The sequence below is a fragment of the Enterococcus sp. AZ101 genome (assembly GCF_050499005.1).
Classification (GTDB): Bacteria; Bacillota; Bacilli; order Lactobacillales; family Enterococcaceae; genus Enterococcus_L; species Enterococcus_L ureilyticus.
In genome coordinates this window covers 824,809-842,150 of record NZ_JBMHEZ010000001.1, presented here as the reverse complement: position 1 = coordinate 842,150, position 17,342 = coordinate 824,809, and the positions used below count along the sequence as shown (strand labels likewise).

General features: G+C 36.9%; 16 protein-coding genes. 3 read left to right on the top strand and 13 right to left on the bottom strand.

Annotated elements, in window-relative coordinates:
- Window positions 1-152: 152 nt before the first annotated feature.
- Together IGJ50_RS03910 and IGJ50_RS03905 are read right to left on the bottom strand one after the other, a co-directional pair.
- Complete coding sequence (locus tag IGJ50_RS03910; RefSeq protein WP_429948979.1) at window positions 153-2,231, bottom strand: FtsX-like permease family protein; 2,079 nt, start codon at window positions 2,229-2,231, stop codon at window positions 153-155.
- Window positions 2,221-2,988 carry an ABC transporter ATP-binding protein gene (locus IGJ50_RS03905; protein WP_069640960.1) on the bottom strand — a complete coding sequence of 256 codons (768 nt, stop codon included), beginning with the start codon at window positions 2,986-2,988 and terminating at the stop codon, window positions 2,221-2,223. Before IGJ50_RS03905 ends, IGJ50_RS03910 begins: the two co-directional genes overlap by 11 nt.
- Before the next feature lie 309 nt (window positions 2,989-3,297).
- Here IGJ50_RS03905 and nrdD point away from each other — a divergent pair, with 309 nt between their 5' ends.
- From nrdD to IGJ50_RS03890, 3 genes are all read left to right on the top strand, one after another.
- Entirely contained in the window at window positions 3,298-5,490 is a 2,193-nt protein-coding gene (gene nrdD, locus IGJ50_RS03900) for an anaerobic ribonucleoside-triphosphate reductase (RefSeq protein ID WP_429948977.1), read from the top strand.
- Between the two features lie 218 nt (window positions 5,491-5,708).
- Window positions 5,709-6,311 carry an anaerobic ribonucleoside-triphosphate reductase activating protein gene (gene nrdG / locus IGJ50_RS03895; RefSeq protein ID WP_429948975.1) on the top strand — a complete coding sequence of 201 codons (603 nt, stop codon included), beginning with the start codon at window positions 5,709-5,711 and terminating at the stop codon, window positions 6,309-6,311.
- Window positions 6,312-6,509: 198 nt separating this feature from the next.
- A complete protein-coding gene (locus tag IGJ50_RS03890) occupies window positions 6,510-7,298 on the top strand; it encodes an SDR family oxidoreductase (protein ID WP_429948973.1) in 789 nt (262 codons plus the stop codon).
- A gap of 65 nt (window positions 7,299-7,363) precedes the next feature.
- Here the strand turns inward: IGJ50_RS03890 and IGJ50_RS03885 are convergent, their stop codons facing one another.
- The 11 genes from IGJ50_RS03885 to tmk all read right to left on the bottom strand — a co-directional run bounded on the left by IGJ50_RS03885 (window position 7,364) and on the right by tmk (window position 17,162).
- Window positions 7,364-8,782, bottom strand: coding sequence for a cryptochrome/photolyase family protein (locus IGJ50_RS03885; RefSeq protein ID WP_069640956.1), 1,419 nt, complete (start codon window positions 8,780-8,782; stop codon window positions 7,364-7,366).
- Window positions 8,783-8,884: 102 nt separating this feature from the next.
- Window positions 8,885-10,024, bottom strand: a complete 1,140-nt coding sequence (gene dinB / locus IGJ50_RS03880) for a DNA polymerase IV (protein WP_069640955.1) — start codon at window positions 10,022-10,024, stop codon at window positions 8,885-8,887.
- Between the two features lie 43 nt (window positions 10,025-10,067).
- A complete protein-coding gene (locus IGJ50_RS03875) occupies window positions 10,068-11,045 on the bottom strand; it encodes an HD domain-containing protein (protein ID WP_069640954.1) in 978 nt (325 codons plus the stop codon).
- A gap of 125 nt (window positions 11,046-11,170) precedes the next feature.
- Complete coding sequence (locus IGJ50_RS03870) at window positions 11,171-11,515, bottom strand: P-II family nitrogen regulator (protein WP_429948970.1); 345 nt, start codon at window positions 11,513-11,515, stop codon at window positions 11,171-11,173.
- Between the two features lie 11 nt (window positions 11,516-11,526).
- Complete coding sequence (locus tag IGJ50_RS03865) at window positions 11,527-12,744, bottom strand: ammonium transporter (protein ID WP_429948968.1); 1,218 nt, start codon at window positions 12,742-12,744, stop codon at window positions 11,527-11,529.
- Between the two features lie 336 nt (window positions 12,745-13,080).
- Window positions 13,081-13,947, bottom strand: coding sequence for a 16S rRNA (cytidine(1402)-2'-O)-methyltransferase (rsmI, locus tag IGJ50_RS03860; protein WP_069640951.1), 867 nt, complete (start codon window positions 13,945-13,947; stop codon window positions 13,081-13,083).
- 80 nt (window positions 13,948-14,027) lie between these two features.
- Window positions 14,028-14,375, bottom strand: a complete 348-nt coding sequence (locus IGJ50_RS03855; protein ID WP_010773302.1) for a DNA replication initiation control protein YabA — start codon at window positions 14,373-14,375, stop codon at window positions 14,028-14,030.
- Window positions 14,368-15,207, bottom strand: a complete 840-nt coding sequence (locus IGJ50_RS03850; RefSeq protein ID WP_069640950.1) for a PSP1 domain-containing protein — start codon at window positions 15,205-15,207, stop codon at window positions 14,368-14,370. Before IGJ50_RS03850 ends, IGJ50_RS03855 begins: the two co-directional genes overlap by 8 nt.
- Window positions 15,208-15,221: 14 nt before the next feature.
- Window positions 15,222-16,172 carry a DNA polymerase III subunit delta' gene (holB, locus tag IGJ50_RS03845; protein WP_069640949.1) on the bottom strand — a complete coding sequence of 317 codons (951 nt, stop codon included), beginning with the start codon at window positions 16,170-16,172 and terminating at the stop codon, window positions 15,222-15,224.
- Between the two features lies 1 nt (window position 16,173).
- Window positions 16,174-16,503, bottom strand: a complete 330-nt coding sequence (locus tag IGJ50_RS03840) for a cyclic-di-AMP receptor (RefSeq protein WP_069640948.1) — start codon at window positions 16,501-16,503, stop codon at window positions 16,174-16,176.
- Window positions 16,504-16,517: 14 nt separating this feature from the next.
- Complete coding sequence (gene tmk / locus IGJ50_RS03835; protein WP_069640947.1) at window positions 16,518-17,162, bottom strand: dTMP kinase; 645 nt, start codon at window positions 17,160-17,162, stop codon at window positions 16,518-16,520.
- Window positions 17,163-17,342 lie beyond the last annotated feature (180 nt).

Sequence of the window (17,342 nt, the reverse complement as noted above, 5' to 3'; positions counted from 1 at the left end):
TCAAATGATTTTACTCTTCAAACCGCAACCTAATAAGACGCAATAATGGCTGTCTATAAATTTAAAGAGTTCATACACTGATGACCGCAAAATCCAGCTCACTATTTGTTTACTTTGCAAGCTTTAATTCTTTTTAAGAAAAGTTTAAGCTGTTATCTGTCTTTCCCTTGAATGATACTGGAATAAATCGCTGATGTTAAAAAGTAATACGCCAGATAAATCAAAATCAGTAAGCCACAAGAGAGATAGGCCAGCCAGTATCCAGAACTCGTGATAAATTTACTAAACACATAAATCGCAAAGGCAGCATGTAAGACACCGATAATCATTGGTGGAAAAAAGATGATACTATTTTGTTGATAAACTAACTTAGTGATTTCCTGTTTAGGAACACCCATTTTTTTTAATAGATCATAGCGTTCTTTTTCCCTTTCGGCTTCTGAAAATTGCTGCAGCATCAAGATACTGCCTGTAATGATCAGCGCTAAGACTCCTAAAAACATGGCAACATAAATAAATAATCCCATTTCTCGCCTCTCGTAGCTTAGCTCTGAGAAACGACTGGTATAATTCAACTGCCAATATTCCTGTTCGCTCTCTTCAGAAAACTCTTGATCTTTCTCAGCCTGTTGGCTGGTACTTGACGTGTAACCTTCCAACTGGTTATCACGCCATTGATATTGATAAAAAATAGGAGATATCCATTTGGGTTTTACACTTTCTGATAATTTATTTGCCAATGCTTCTTCATCTTTGGCCGTAATATTGAAAGCCATTAATTTATAACTTATGCCTGAATGGATCTCATCAAATTGCTCATCAGATAAAACGACTGTAGGAAAATTATACCTTAATAACTCTTGTCCTAAATAATCTGGACGAACATCTGAAACATTAAGCTTTATGCCATCTGGTAATAAAAATTCAGAACCATATTGAATAAAGCCACCTAATATATTTTGAATACTGTCTAAAATAACAATATCTTGCTTATTTGCTAAGTCAATCGTTTTCAAATAAGGATTTATTTTTTGAAATTCACGATAATTTGAAAGTGACAATATATTTATTGGACTGACATTATTTTCGTTTACTTCCTGTCCAATTTTAAGATGAAATTGACTACCCGTCAACTTATAATTCAATGTGACTGACGAATTAATTGATGTATCCGGTTCCTTTTCAATGACTTGGGTCACTTTTTTGAAATCCATTTCAGCGACAATAAAATCGGTTGGGGCTGTAATATTCACAGAATTCATCCCAATCGTATAAAGCGATGCTGCACCTCCGATCATTCCTAATGCAATCGCAATAAAAATAGTCACAAATGATAAGGTCGTTCCCACTCTTTTAATATGTACCTTCGTATTGCCCAATGCCAACATATTTAAGTTTCGATAATAATTTGATTTACTTTTCCCCAATAAATAGACAACTAAATACATTGTGTACTTAAAAAATAAATAGGTACCTAACATGCAGATAAACATGATTGCTATTGGTGCAATCAAAAAACCAGCAAAACCAAAAGCTGTCCGCATCAAAAATGTGGCGAAAGGGATCACATTATACGACAAAATATAGCCTATAAGGATCAATACTACGCCCAAAATACCCAAACAAATACTTAGAGTTGACACTTTATCTATCTCAGCTGTCTTTTTCCTTTTTTTGCTAAGTAAATCTGACACTTGATAACGATAAATCAACCAGCTACTTCGCAAAGATACTGCTAATAACATAAAAGCAAACGCAATACTTGTTTGAATCATCGAAGGGATCGAAATATAAAACAGACTTTCCACTTGTAAAAACATCGCCTTCGCTAAGATCATTGAGAATAGCTTTGAAAAAATAATCCCCAAAATAATCCCAGTGATCAAAGAAAGAGCCCCTAAAATCACCGTTTCGATAAAAAATAAAAAGGAAATTTGCTCTTTTCGCATGCCAATCAACTGATATAAACCTATTTCTTTCCCTCGTTTTAATAAGAAGAAATGATTTGCTGCAAACATAAAGCCTAAAATCATAATCACAACTAAAATACCGCCTAAATTCATGGCACCATCAATATGAATCTCTTGTTCTACTCTATTAGTTAAATTCCTGTTATACGTAATCGCACTAAAACAATAATAAACCACGACTGCAAAGGTCATGCTGACAAAATAAACAAGATAATTAAGAAATTGTCCCTTAAAGTTTTTCCAAGACAGATTAAAAATCATTGACCCGACCACCTCCGCCGATCGTCGCTTGCATATCGATTACTCGATTGAAAAATTCTTTCCTAGATCCTTGACGAACCACTTCTGAAAAAATCGCACCATCTTTGATAAACAAAATCCGATTGCAATAACTTGCTGTATACGGATCATGCGTAACCATCATGATCGTCGCGTCATCTTGTAGATTCATATTCGTCATATATTGTAGTAACTCAGCGGCTGATTTAGAATCCAACGATCCAGTCGGTTCATCTGCAAAAATAATTGTAGGTTTTGTGATAAGGGCACGTGCTGCCGCCACTCGTTGTTTTTGTCCTACTGAAATGGCATTAGGATAGTCTGTCAATAACTGATCGATTCCTAAAATACTAGTAACGTGCATCAAGCGTTTTTCCATCTCTGCCAGAGGCATCCGGTCTACTGCCAAGGGTAATAAGATATTATCTTTTACATTTAGGGTCTCCATTAAATTGAAGTTTTGGAATATAAAGCCTAATTTTTTTCGGCGAAAATCACTGATTTGATTGCCACGCATTTTCAATATATCTTGTCCATCGATCCTCACAGTTCCAGTCGTTGGTAAAGTAATAGTTGAGATGGCATTCAGTAACGTCGACTTTCCAGCACCGCTTGGACCCATAATGCCGACAAATTCTCCTTGATCAACAGAAAAAGAAATATTATTTAATACTTGTACTTTATTACTTCGGTAACCATATGTTTGACTTAGATGATTTACTTCTAAAATTTTTTTCATACGTTTCGCTCCAGTTTTTTCATTGTCCTTATTCTACCAATATTTTGTGTAACTGAACATCGTTTTCCCTTACAATTAAGTAATAATATAAAAAGATTCATCAATCATTTATTTTTCAAGTCCAAAATGTTGTGACAATTTCCACAAACCTTTTAGGTAGTTGTTTTCATTATTTTTTCATTTCTCATAAACACTATATGTAGTTGTAAAACAGGAATAAAAATTAAATTTCACACTACATATAGTTGAAAGATTCATTGAATTGATTTATGATAAGGATGGAATAAATCTATGAGGAGATGGGTAGTAATGATGGAAATGAAGTACACAAATAATCAAGAGGGTTCTACTGATTCGACCTTGCACACGATGAAAATAGTGAAAAGAGATGGACGGTTAGTTGATTTTGATGATCAAAAAATCTATGACGCTTTGATCAAAGCTGAACAAAAGATTCGTGGTTCTTTAGACCCTCTTGCCCATGAACGTATTCAAGAAATCGTCGAAAGAATCGATCAAGAAATTTCTGACCGTTTCACTGAAGATGTGAAAATCTATGAGATCCAAAATATCGTCGAACATATTTTACTCGCTAGAAACGAATATGAATTGGCAGAAGAATATATCAATTACCGAACTCGTCGTGATTTTGAGCGGAGTAAAGCAACCGATATCAATTTTACCATCAGTAAATTAATCAATAAAGATCAATCTGTCGTCAATGAGAATGCAAACAAAGATAGTGATGTTTTTAATACTCAACGAGATTTGACTGCCGGAATCGTTGGTAAATCAATTGGCCTTAAAATGTTGCCAGCTCATGTTGCAAATGCTCACCAAAAAGGTGACATTCATTATCATGACTTGGATTACCATCCATATACTCCAATGACTAACTGCTGCTTAATTGATTTTAAAGGGATGCTGAATAATGGATTCAAAATCGGTAATGCTGAAGTTGAAGCGCCAAAATCGATCCAAACAGCTACTGCCCAAATTTCTCAAATCATTGCAAATGTTGCTTCAAGTCAATATGGTGGCTGTTCAGCAGACCGTGTAGATGAATTGTTAGCCCCCTTTGCTGAATTAAATTATCAAAAACATTTAGCTGATGCAAAAGAATGGATCGAAGGTTCTGAACGGCAAGAAGCTTATGCTAAAAGCAAAACAAAAAAAGATATTTACGATGCCATGCAAAGTTTAGAATATGAAATCAATACATTATTTACCTCAAACGGTCAAACTCCATTTACTTCTTTAGGATTTGGATTAGGCTTGAATTGGTTTGAACGCGAGATTCAACGTGCCATCTTGCAAATTCGGATCAATGGTTTGGGTAGTGAACACCGAACAGCTATCTTCCCTAAATTGATTTTCACCTTGAAACGTGGCGTCAATCTAAATGAAACAGATCCAAATTACGATGTAAAACAACTTGCCTTAGAATGTGCCACAAAACGCATGTACCCTGACGTTTTAAATTACGATCGTTTAGTTGAGCTTACTGGTAGTTTTAAAGTTCCAATGGGTTGCCGCTCTTTTTTACAAGGGTGGAAAGATGAACAGGGTGAAGAAATCAACGTGGGCCGTATGAATTTAGGTGTCGTCACATTGAATTTACCTAGAATCGCTATGGAAGCTCACGGTGATAAGTCAAAATTCTGGACCCTTTTGGCAGAACGTTTAGAAACAATGAAAGATGCTCTAGTTTATCGCGTTGAACGCTGTAAAGAAGCTACGCCAGCTAATGCACCAATTCTGTATATGTATGGTGCTTTTGGAAAACGATTATCGAAAAAAGAATCTGTCAATGAACTCTTCAAAAACAAACGGGCTACTGTTTCACTAGGCTATATCGGGCTATATGAAGTCGCTTCTGCCTTTTATGGTGGTGATTGGGAACAAAATCCTGAAGCAAAAGACTTTACGATTGCGATCTTAAAAGATTTGAAGGCTCAGGCAGATGCTTGGGGCAACGATTATGGCTATCATTTTAGTGTTTACTCAACCCCTAGTGAAAGTTTAACTGACCGTTTCTGCCGTTTAGATTCAGAGAAATTTGGGATTGTTGAAAATATTACAGATAAAGAGTATTACACGAATAGTTTTCATTATGATGTTCGTAAAAATCCAACTCCTTTTGAAAAATTAGATTTTGAAAAAGATTATCCACAATATTGCTCAGGCGGTTTCATCCACTATTGCGAATACCCAGTTTTACAACAAAATCCTAAAGCTTTAGAAGCTGTTTGGGATTACGCATATGACCGCGTTGGTTATCTGGGTACTAATACACCGATCGATCATTGCTATGAATGCGGCTTTGAAGGCGACTTTCATCCAACTGAGCGAGGGTTTGAATGTCCCCAATGCGGCAATCATGATCCCAAATCATGCGATGTTGTCAAACGTACCTGCGGCTACCTAGGCAACCCGCAAGCACGCCCTATGGTTCACGGAAGACATAAAGAAATCTCATCAAGAGTAAAACATATGAAATAAAAAGGGGATCAAACCGGTAACTCTGACTGAAAAATAGGATCAATTGATTGTGACGCTTTTTGACACTAGCAATTGTTATCTTTTTTCCGAAGAGTTGCTTTGTGTAGCTAGATTCAATAAAAAGTGGATCAAACCAATCACTTTAATGAAATCCAGAAAAAACGATGCCCCCTGTGGCTCTATACAGGCATCGTTTTTCTTTGAAAGAAGGATTAGAAATGAGAAATCCCAAACCACAGGAATGGTTAGCAACAGAGCTAAGTCAAAATTATATCGCCGATTATAAAGCGTTTAATTTTGTAGATGGTGAAGGTGTGCGAAATAGCTTATATGTCAGCGGCTGTTTATTTGCGTGTGAAGGTTGTTTTAATCAAGCCGTCCAAAACTTCCGCTATGGCAAACCATTTACCAAAAAACTAGAGGAAAAAATTATCGAAGACTTAGCACATGATTACGTGCAAGGGTTGACTTTGCTAGGTGGCGAACCTTTTTTAAATACAGAAGTTTGTTTGACTATAGTTGATCGAGTTCATCAAGAATTTGGACATAAGAAGGATATCTGGTCTTGGTCTGGCTACACCTTTGAGGAGCTGTTAGTAGAATCAGCTGATAAACTTGAGCTACTAAACAAAATTGATATTTTAGTTGATGGCCGCTTTGAATTGTCAAAAAGAAACTTGAATCTACAATTCAGAGGTAGTAGCAATCAACGAATCATTGATGTAAAAAAATCTTTGGCTTGCGGGCAAGCTGTTGTCTGGGAAAAATGTCATGATGCCGAACAATCTTATGAACAAATTGAAAAAGCTAAATTGATTTAAAGACTATCCTTAGGTACTATTATTATCATTTAGTCCATAACTTAACCAATGGGGCCACAAGATTTCTCTTGTGGCCCCATTGGCTTTAGTTTGTCCTCCTATCAAATCATTCGCTCATCTTCTAAATGTATATTACAATAAAATAAACACTTACTTAATGATTAAAATCAATTAAAAATTTAGGAGGATAAACTTATTATGATATCAACTCTGTCTAACTCTTCAAAAAAGGCGATCATCACTGGTGCTGCTTCTGGAATTGGGTATGCTACAGCTAAACTATTCATTGAAAAAGGGTTTATCGTTGGCTTGATCGATGCTGATAAAAAGCGCCTAGCATCTATTTCGGAAGAATTTAAACAGGATACCGATGCCTGTTTTTACCGTAGCGTTGATGTAACGAATGAAGTTTCTTTAAAAAAAGCGATCGATGAGCTGACCGATAGTTTGGGTGGACTCGATATTTTTTTCAGTAATGCCGGAATCAATGGAACGTGGGCTCCAATTGAAACGCTAAGTATTAGTGAATGGGACCAAACAATAAATACAAATTTACGTAGTACCTTTTTATGTACAAAATTTGCCATTCCACACATGAAGAAAAACGGCGGCTCAATTATTATCACTAGTTCTATCAATGGTACGCGAATTTTTAATAATTTTGGAGCTTCCGCTTACAGTGCATCAAAGGCTGGACAAGTAGCCTTTACAAAGATGGCAGCTTTAGAGCTGGCCCGTTATAACATTCGTGTAAATGCAATTTGTCCTGGAGCAATCGACACTGCGATCAATGAAAAAACAACTTACTCTGATGCCTTAAAAGAAGTTGAAATCAAGGTAGAGTTTCCAGAAGGCGATCGCCCATTAAAAAATGACACTGGAACAAGTGAACAAGTTGCTCAATCTGTTTTGTTTTTAGCAACTGACGCATCCGCAAATATTTCTGGCACAGAGCTTTATGTAGATGGCGCAGAATCTTTACTATAAAATACAATTCGATAAAAAAAGTGGGGAGCTCAACCTAAAAACGGTTTTGTCTCCCCACTTGCTTTTTAAGTAATACTTGCCTTAAAAAAATCAAGAACCTCTGAACGAATTTTGCTGTGCTCTACAATTGGCTCTGGATAATCCTTTCCAATTGAAAGGCCATTTTTTTCTTGAAGAGCTAATGGCATCTTATTTGGTTCATGGATATATTCATTAGGTACATGTTTTAGCTCAGGGATAAACTGACGAATAAAGTCCCCATGATGATCAAATTTTTCACTTTGTCTCGTAGGATTGAAGATTCGAAAATAAGGCACTGCATCTGTACCTGTTGAAGCGGCCCATTGCCAACCACCAATATTACTTGCTGAATCATAATCAATCAACTTTTGTTGAAAATATTTTTCGCCCCAACGCCAATCGATCATTAAATCTTTCGTCAAAAAAGATGCGACGATCATTCGTAAGCGGTTATGCATCCAGCCGGTTTGATTTAGTTGTCTCATTGCTGCATCGACGATTGGAAAACCTGTCTGACCGTTTTTCCATCGTTCAAACAACTCTTGATTATCCTGCCATTTTAGTTGTCGATATTGTTCTTTGATTTCCTGCGTTTTTTGGATCGGATTCTCAAAATAAATCATATTGTAAAAATCACGCCAGCAAAGCTCAGAAATAAAAGTTTGGCGCCCGTCTGATTCTGGTTCAGCATTCAGAGCATGCCAAATTTTGCGAATCGAGATTTCCCCTGTTCTCAAAAATCTTGATAATTTGCTTGTCTGATCTAATGCAGGGTAATCTCTGGCTTTTTGGTAATCCTGTAAATGCTTACTTATAAATTCTTTTAACACATTTTCCGCTACATCCTCTCCGCATTCGTAATCGAATGGTAAAGCTATTTTTTCAACAATTTTTCTAAACTCTTTTTCGCCACGATGAAATAAAGGATGCGTAAGCGTTACAAATGATTGAGAATGCTTAGACATTTTCTCATAAGGACGTTTAGGCATTTGCATCCATTTTTTATAGTAAGGGGTAAATACTTTATAGCTTTCATTTGTTGGCTTTTTGATTTCCTCTACACCATGTAAATGACTATCTTGATACGCATTAACTTGAATAGCCATACTTTCAAAAGAATCAAGCATCTGTTGATCCCGCTCTCTGCCGAAGCCGCGTTCATCTTTATTAAAATAAATTGTACGCCAATCGGGATAAGCCTTTTTAAGTTCTGAAAAGGATTCTGCTACATTTCCATATAAAAAATGAAGGGTGATATGATGTGTTTTAAGATGTTCATAAAAATTACTTAAACTACAGAAAAAAGCCTCTTGATTGTAACTATTTTCTAAAAATTGTAATGGGTTTAATTGAAAAATACAGATAAGTTCCTCGGTCTTTTTGCTCTGTTCAATCATTTTATTAAAAGCTGTATTATCATCTAAACGAAGGTCTTTGCGAAACCACATAATTGTTTTACTCATTGTGTTTTTCCTTTCGTAACGATTAATCTCCTTTAATAGTAGCACAGATTTCACGAGACAACGAATAATCAGGGTTAGCGTCTTATATTACCCAAAATCAATCTAGTCTTCACCATTCTCATTTTTTTGTTTTTCCCATAAAGGTAATATCATATTCTCATACGACATGGGATCCAGGTTTGTCAACGTTATTCCTAATAATCGGATTCCTTGTTCAAGTCCTAGAATTTCTTCCCAGATCAAGTTTGCTTGATAGTACAATTCTTCTTTTTTAGAAATATATTCCGGTAGGGTTCGACGCTTTGTCACTGTTTTATAATCCGCATAGCGCACTTTTAAAACAACCGTTTTGCCATGTTTTTGGACTCGTTCTAAAGACTCCTCTACTCGCTGCGCCAATTGTCTTAGTTGAGCTGTCACTTGCGCCTCTGTAGTTAGTGGAGTTCCATATGTATGTTCTTTGCCTACTGATTTACGATCTCTTGTGATACTTACAGGTGAGTCATGAATTCCTCGAACTTTTCGGTAGAGAGAATACCCCATTTTACCAAAATGACGGATTAGTTCCATTTCATCTTGTTTATACAAATCCTCACCAGTATAAATACCTAAATCATGCATTTTAGGAACCGTTTTTTTCCCAACACCATGAAAAGCCTCGATCGGTAAAGCTTTCAAAAAAGTTTCGGCGTCTTCTGGCTTCACAACCGTTAGGCCTTTAGGTTTTTGAAAATCAGAAGCTAATTTAGCTAAAAATTTATTATAACTAACACCTGCTGAACAGGTTAAATGCAACTCATTCCAGATATCATACTGAATCAATTTAGCAACTTTAATCGCTGATTTGCTATTGATTTTATTAGCAGTTACATCTAAATAGGCCTCGTCGATTGAAACTGGCTCGATAATATCTGTGTAGCGTCGAAAAATTTCTCTAATTTGCTGAGAAATCTCAGAATATTTCTCGTAATTTCCTGGTTTAAAGATAGCTTCCGGACATAATTCATAGGCTTTTTGGGCACTCATTGCAGAATGAATCCCGAATTTCCGAGCTTCATAATTGGCTGTCGTTACCACACCCTTTCCACCTGTATCACTTGGGTGCCTTGCAATCACTAAGGGGTGACCGACGAGTTCAGGATGGTCTCGTTCTTCCACAGAAGCAAAAAAGGCATCCATGTCGATATGGATAATTTTGCGAGAAATGTCCTTTTTCAACGGAAAACGCAGTTCACCGATCATTTTGCCAGCCTCCTTCAAAACTTGATGTGATGATCTCTCACTCTTAATGAAATTTAAGAAAAATTCCTGTTTTACTATCATTGAGCAGGTTTTCAATCTTAGTTTGTGCAATTGTGGAAAGTGTAGAAACTGGAACTGTTCTATCGATTGTTTGAACAAGTGGATCGACAAATCTTATTTTCTTTTTTTGCCAGATATCATAATTGTCTTCACTTGAACAAATGCTATATTTTAGTGGCTGGCTCATGTTAGTCAACAGTTGAAGAATTTCAATCGAATTACTTGCTTGTAATCTCATCAAAAATGCTGAATCTGTCAACAATAAATCCTGAGGGGTAATATCCTGACTTTCTAACCCAAGCTGGATTGCCTTGGCCATCCATTCATAACTACATATATTTCGAGGATCATAAAAAAAGTCGATCACTATTTTTTTATATTGATCCATAAACCAAATAGCCCATTCCGATGACTCTAAAACAATTTTTTCATCGACAATGTTGATTGCAGTCAGAAATTGTTGAATTTCCTGTAATGGAACTGAAAAATAGCGATGAATTTCCCTCAATGTATAATCGATCCTGTCACAACATAATAATGGTGCTTCTTGTTCCAATAATTGCCATTGGGCATCATTAAATAAAATCTGCTGATAATCAAAACCAAATTGCTTCAAAATTGCTGGAATCGCAGATTCTTCGATCATTTGTTCTTTGATTTGCTCGTGATAATCATCTTGTTTATTGGCTAAAGCCAAATCAATGACATGAGAGAATGCTGTATGTGATACATCATGCAGTAATCCTGCAACTTGCTCTTCCAAGGAACCACCAAGCTTTCTGATCAACAACATAACGCCAACAGAATGTTCATATCTAGTTTCATTCCAAAAGGGATTGATCAGAAATGCTGGCCCCGCCATATGAACATCCTTTAATCGTTCCATCTCTTTCGATAAGAGTAAGGCTTTTAGAACCTCTTCTACTTCAAACGAACCATATAAGGGATCTTCAACAATCATTGCTTTCACTCCTAAATCGTTTACTCGCTTTTACACATATTATATACGAACGTTTGTTCATTTACAACTGATTATGGCTAAAATAAAAGAAGCAGTACTTTTTCAGTACTACTCCGCCTATGAGACTATCTTATCGCAGCTGATCCCCGTTCACCGGTTCTGATACGAATCGCCTCTTCTACATTGTACACAAATATTTTGCCATCCCCTACTTCTCCAGTCTGACAAATCGTTAAAATCAAGACAATCACAGCTTCTACATCGTTATCCAAAACAATCATACTAATTTTGACTTTAGGAAGTAATGTGGTGATAATTTCTTGACCACGTATGTATTCCTTTAACCCCTTTTGATTTCCAAAGCCTAACACTTGGCTCACGGTCAGTCCAATCGTTTCAAAATTGTCAGTCATTGTTGTTTTCAGCTCTTCTAATTTTTCTTGTTGAATGATTGCTTCTATTTTTTTCATCCATTTTCCTCCTAAGAATCTAGTCCCATAAATGTTGGATAAGCAGTTTCATCATGCTCGATTCTATCTAATCCCAAAGCTTCTTCTTTGGCGGATACCCTGATCGGTATAAACAATTGAATCCCTTTGATGATTATAAAACTAGCAACACCAGCAAAAAGAATCGTAAACACGATGCTAGCAACTTGAGCGATGAACAGCTCTGTTCCACCATATAATAGCCCAACTTTTCCACCTACAGCTGGATCTGCAAAAACACCTGTCATGATTCCGCCAAAAATTCCGCCTACACCATGACAACCAAAAGCATCTAATGCATCATCATAACCAATTTTATGTTTAACAAATGAAATAAAATAGTAACAAAACGGACTTACTAAAGCACCTAGTACAAAAGAACTCCAAAGAGAAACAAATCCTGCACCTGGCGTAATCGCTACTAAACCTACAACAGCACCAGTACAAGCACCCACAACAGTTGGTTTACCAAGCGCTAACTTTTCGATCAACATCCATGAAAGCATGCCACTAGCCGCTGCTGTATTGGTTGTCAACATAGCATGAATTGCTAGACCATCTGCCGCTAGTGCGGAGCCTGAGTTAAAACCAAACCAGCCAAACCAAAGTAAGCCAGCACCTAACACTACAAATGGAATGTTGTGGGGACGGTATTCTGTTTGTCGATATTCACGACGCTGTCCTAAAACAATCGCCAATACAAGACCTGAAATTCCTGAACTAATATGGACGACATTGCCACCAGCAAAATCGATCGATCCTATTTTATCTAAAAATCCACTGCCCCAAACCATGTGAGCCATCGGATAATAAACCACGATCGACCAAGTAGCGATAAACAAAAAGATGGCGGAAAACCGCATACGACCAACTACAGCACCTGTGATGATAGCAGTGGTAATTAAGGCAAACATCATTTGAAACCCTGCAAACAAGCCTTCAGGTATCGTATCTCCTTTGGTCATTGATACATGCTCAAAAAATAATTTATCTAGGTTACCGACAAATAGATTATCTCCACTAAAAGACATCGAATAGCCTAATATAATCCAAAGAACAGAAGCCAATCCCATTACACAGATCACCATCATCATTGTATTGAGAATATTTTTCCTTCGTTCTAACCCACCGTAAAAAAAGGCTAAAGCTGGTGTCATCAATAAAACCATTGCAGAACAAATCAAAATAAATGCACTATTTCCTGTTTCCATAAAACCCCTCCAATTTCCAAATTAAGCCAACCTTCATTTTAGCTTTGTCGGTTATTTTAGCATCGTTTATTAATTTATCCTAGCAAAAATCACTTAATCAACTAAAATAATTTCATTTTTCTGACAATTTACGTTATAAAAAATAACATCTATACCAATATAGCGTTTCCAATTAAAAATAAGGAATACTTTAGTGAACCAATAAAAAACGCGAAACAAAAACTAAAGGTCAGTTTTGTTTCGCGCTCTAAATCTCCGAAAATGGCAAGGCAAAAGCAACTCCTTTTTATTTCTCTGAGCTAAACGCTTTTCTCTCATCCTTTTTCACTATTCAATTCATTCGACATGAAATTCTTTATACACCTCTTGCTTTTTCAAGCCCCGCAACTTCGCTACTTCTTTAATTGCTTCTTTAGACGTACTACCTGTATTCATCAAAACGTCAATATGCTCCTTGATAGAGAGTTCCAGATCCTCATTTTCGATTGGTTCTAGTTCACTAGCTCCTTCAACTAAAAGACAGCATTCCCCTTTTAACGTATGTTCAGCCAAATAATCCCTCAATTCAGCCAATGTTCCGCGAAGATATTCTTCATGGATCTTCGTCAACTCACGACAAATCACGGCTTTGCGTTCTTCACCAAAAACATCAGAGAAATGCTTTATCGTTGTCCCGATTCGATGGGGAGACTCATAAAAAATTTGTGTTGGAATAGCCGTTTTCAACTGTTCCAAAATCTCAACTTGTTCTTTTTTCTTGCGCGGCAAAAAACCATAAAATGTAAAGGGTTGAGGCGACAAACCAGAAGCAATCAAGGCTGTGATTCCAGCAGTCGGTCCAGGCAAGGCAATTACTTTGATGCCTGATTCAATACACGCTTCTACCAATTCATGACCTGGATCACTAATTGACGGCATCCCTGCATCACTTACTTGTGCAATCGTTTCGCCTGCCTCTAAACGAGCTATAAATTGTGGAATTCGTTCTTTGTAATTATGCTCATGAAAACTAATTTGAGGCGTTGCTATTTCAAAATGATTGAGTAATTTTTGAGTATTTCGAGTATCCTCACTCGCAATAATCGTTGCTTCCTTTAAACTATTAACACAGCGAAAGCTCATATCTTCCAAGTTTCCGATTGGTGTCGGCACCAAATATAGTTGTCCAATGCTGGATGAATCGAAACTTTTTTGTTTTTGCATAACTGCTCCTTTTCAACATCTAAATGTAAAAGGGCTGAGACAAATATTGTCACAGCCTCTAAATTTGAATTGATTACTATTTATTTGTATCTTTCACCATAAATGACATCCAAACAAAACGCACATTCTTCATCATTTTCACGACGTGAGCCATATAAAATATTACAAACATGAAAGCCTTCTTCATAAAGCTTTTCCAAATTCATACGAGATTTAGATAGCTCTTGTTTTGCTGGATCATTCGGATCACTGGCTAGTTTTGTCAGCTCCTGCAAATGTTCTCGTAAGCGTTGGTTTTCAATTTCAAGCGTTGTATTCTTCTCTACTAACTCATGAAGTGCTTCTTTAATCTCTGATAATTGTCCTAAAGTTCCTTGTAAATCTGTCTCTAAAGAACTCAGACCGTCGTATAAAGAACGTTTATCCATTATGATCACCTTTTTCGGCTTGAGCTTTTTGCGTTGCTTCTTTAATTTCGTCATATTCATATTCTACAGCGATTTCACGACCTACTAAACGAACCTTGATGATTCGACTCAATAAGTTTAAGCCGACTACGCGACCTTTTCCATCTGGTGTGATCACATCTTTACCATAATCTGGTAATTCCTTTTTCGCTGCTTCGTATTCATCATTTTCATATTTTAAACAACACATCAAACGCCCGCATAAGCCAGAAATTTTCACCGGATTTAACGATAATCCTTGATCTTTTGCCATTTTGATCGACACTGGCATAAAATCACCTAAGAAGGTTGAGCAGCATAATTGTCTGCCGCAAGGACCAATACCCCCTAAAATCTTCGCTTCATCTCTGACACCGATTTGACGTAATTCGATTCTCGTACGGAAAATTGCTGCTAAATCTTTGACGAGTTCTCGAAAATCGATTCGTCCGTCTGCGGTGAAATAAAAAACCATTTTGCTGCGATCAAATGTATATTCAACACGAATCAATTTCATCTCTAACTCGTGCGCACGAATTTTCTCTTTGGCCACACTTAATGCCGCTTTGGCATCGTCTACGTTTTTTTGTTCCTTTTCTAAATCAGTTTCTGATGCTTTATTTAAAATGGGTTTTAGATCCTCAGGTAAATCTTCTGGATCGATCGTTTTTTTCGGTATGGCAACTGTGGCCAGCTGTTTAGATTGCTGTGACTCCACAAGCACTTTATCATTGTAAAAATACTCTGATTTTCCAGGAGCAAAATAATAGATATGACCTGCTTCGCGGAAGCGAACTCCTACTACTTCTACCATTTTCATCCTCCTATTTATGTTTTAGGGTGGATCATTCGTACCACTAATTGTTCACAAACACTTTGGAAACTAACATTGGCTTCCCACTTTTGGCGAGCCTTCAAAATCAGTTCAACTCGTTGTGCCTGTTGTTCGATCACACGTTTAAGCTGTTCTTTGGCCACACTGTCAGTGAGCTGTTTGCGATAATAAGCAAGTAATAAATCAAAACTCAACGCTTGTTGGTCTTTTTCTTTAAAGACTTTGATCATCTTTTTTTGAACATAGACAAACGCTTGTAAATCATCTTTTATCAAGTAATCAAACCATTGTTGAGTAATTTCCCTAGCTTCATTAAACCATTCATCTTGAGAGATTTCAACTGCTTTGTCGAAACTATTTGTCAGTTCAGCCAAAAGATTCGCTGTATTTTTATTGACCCCTGATTCAACTAGTGCATTGACTAATTTATCCTTAACCAGCGGTTGAAAATGAAGCACCTGACAGCGAGATTGAATCGTTGGGAGAATTTTCGCTAAAGAGGTCGTCTCTAAAATGGCTAAGACTTTTCCTTCTGGCTCTTCTAAAAACTTTAATAGACTATTCGCTGCGCCAACGCTCATCTTGTCAGATTGCTCAATCAAAAAAACCTTTTGGGCAGATTCAACGCCACTTTTACTAAATTCGGCTTTTAAAGCTCTGATTTGGTCCACTTTGATCGTTTGGCCGTCAGGCGTAACTCTTAAAACATCTGGATGCTCGTTCTCGTTGATTCGTAAGCAGTTATTGCAGTGGTTACAAGGATTATTCTCTGTCAAATTAGTACAAAAAACATGTTTTGCCATCCATAAGCCAAATTCTTTTTTACCAGTTCCTGTATCGCCTTCAAAAAGATAAGCATGGGCAAGACGACCATGCTCGAAGCTTTTTTGAAGTTGCTGGTATAGTAGTGGTTGCTGCTCATTTAAAACGTGAGCTTCATTCATCTTAATATTGATGGAATCCTTCTACTGGAAGAACAAAGACAGTTGCACCGCCTACTTCAACCTCTACAGGATAAGGCACTTGTCCATCCATCGTAATATCTAGTGTTACAGGAGTTGACACATATTGTTTACGAGATTGACAGGTTTGTTTGATCAATTCCAATGCTTCGTCAACACGGTCATCATCGATCCCAACGATAAATGTACTGTTTCCAGCTTTTAAAAAACCACCAGTTGATGAAAGTTTTGTTGCGCGGATATTGGCGTCAATGAACTCATTGGCTAAACGGTTGCTATCTTTATCTTGGACAATTGCTAAAATAATTTTCATATTCGGTCACCTTCCTAGTTTCTAAAGTATTCTGGATAACGATTTACGATTGCTTGAAAAGTTGCTTCTACAACATCGACCAAGCCCATTCTGGCATCGATTTTCGTAATTCTTTCTGGGTTTTCTTCCACTAGTTTTAAATATTCGTGGCGTACTCGCTGATGAAATTCAAGACCTTCTGAATCCAGTCGATCGATCTGTTGTGTACGATGATTTTTGATACGGTTCAAACCTGTATCTGAATCTACATCTAAATAGATTGTAAAATCAGGTATGGTGCCTTCGATTGCAAATTCATTGATTGCAGCGATTGCTTCAACACCGATCCGTCGACCAGCTCCTTGATACGCTAAAGAGCTATCCACAAAACGATCACACAAAACGATTTTGCCTTCTTCTAATGCTGGCAAAACTTTTTCCATCAGATGCTGACGGCGAGCAGCTGCATAAAGCAACGCTTCTGTCCGCTCATCCATCTCTTGATTTCTTGGATCTAAAATAATTTGACGAATCTTCTCAGCAATGGGAATGCCGCCAGGTTCTCTTGTTTTGATGATGCTTCGTTCTGCTGCCAAATCCAGCCTTGGGTATAACTCGTTCAATACACTCGTTTTACCTGCGCCGTCTGGCCCTTCGATTGTTATAAAAATACCTTGCACTTTACTAATCCCCTTACTTACTTTGATTCCTTTCATCTATTATACTTTATCTATCACTATCAGTCTAATTGAATTCCTTATTATTAAAATTTTCCTGACGAATCAATGAAAAAGTAGTGATTTTATAGCAAAAAAACTGGAAAGAATATCCTGACGGACTTCTCCCAGTTATATGGTGTT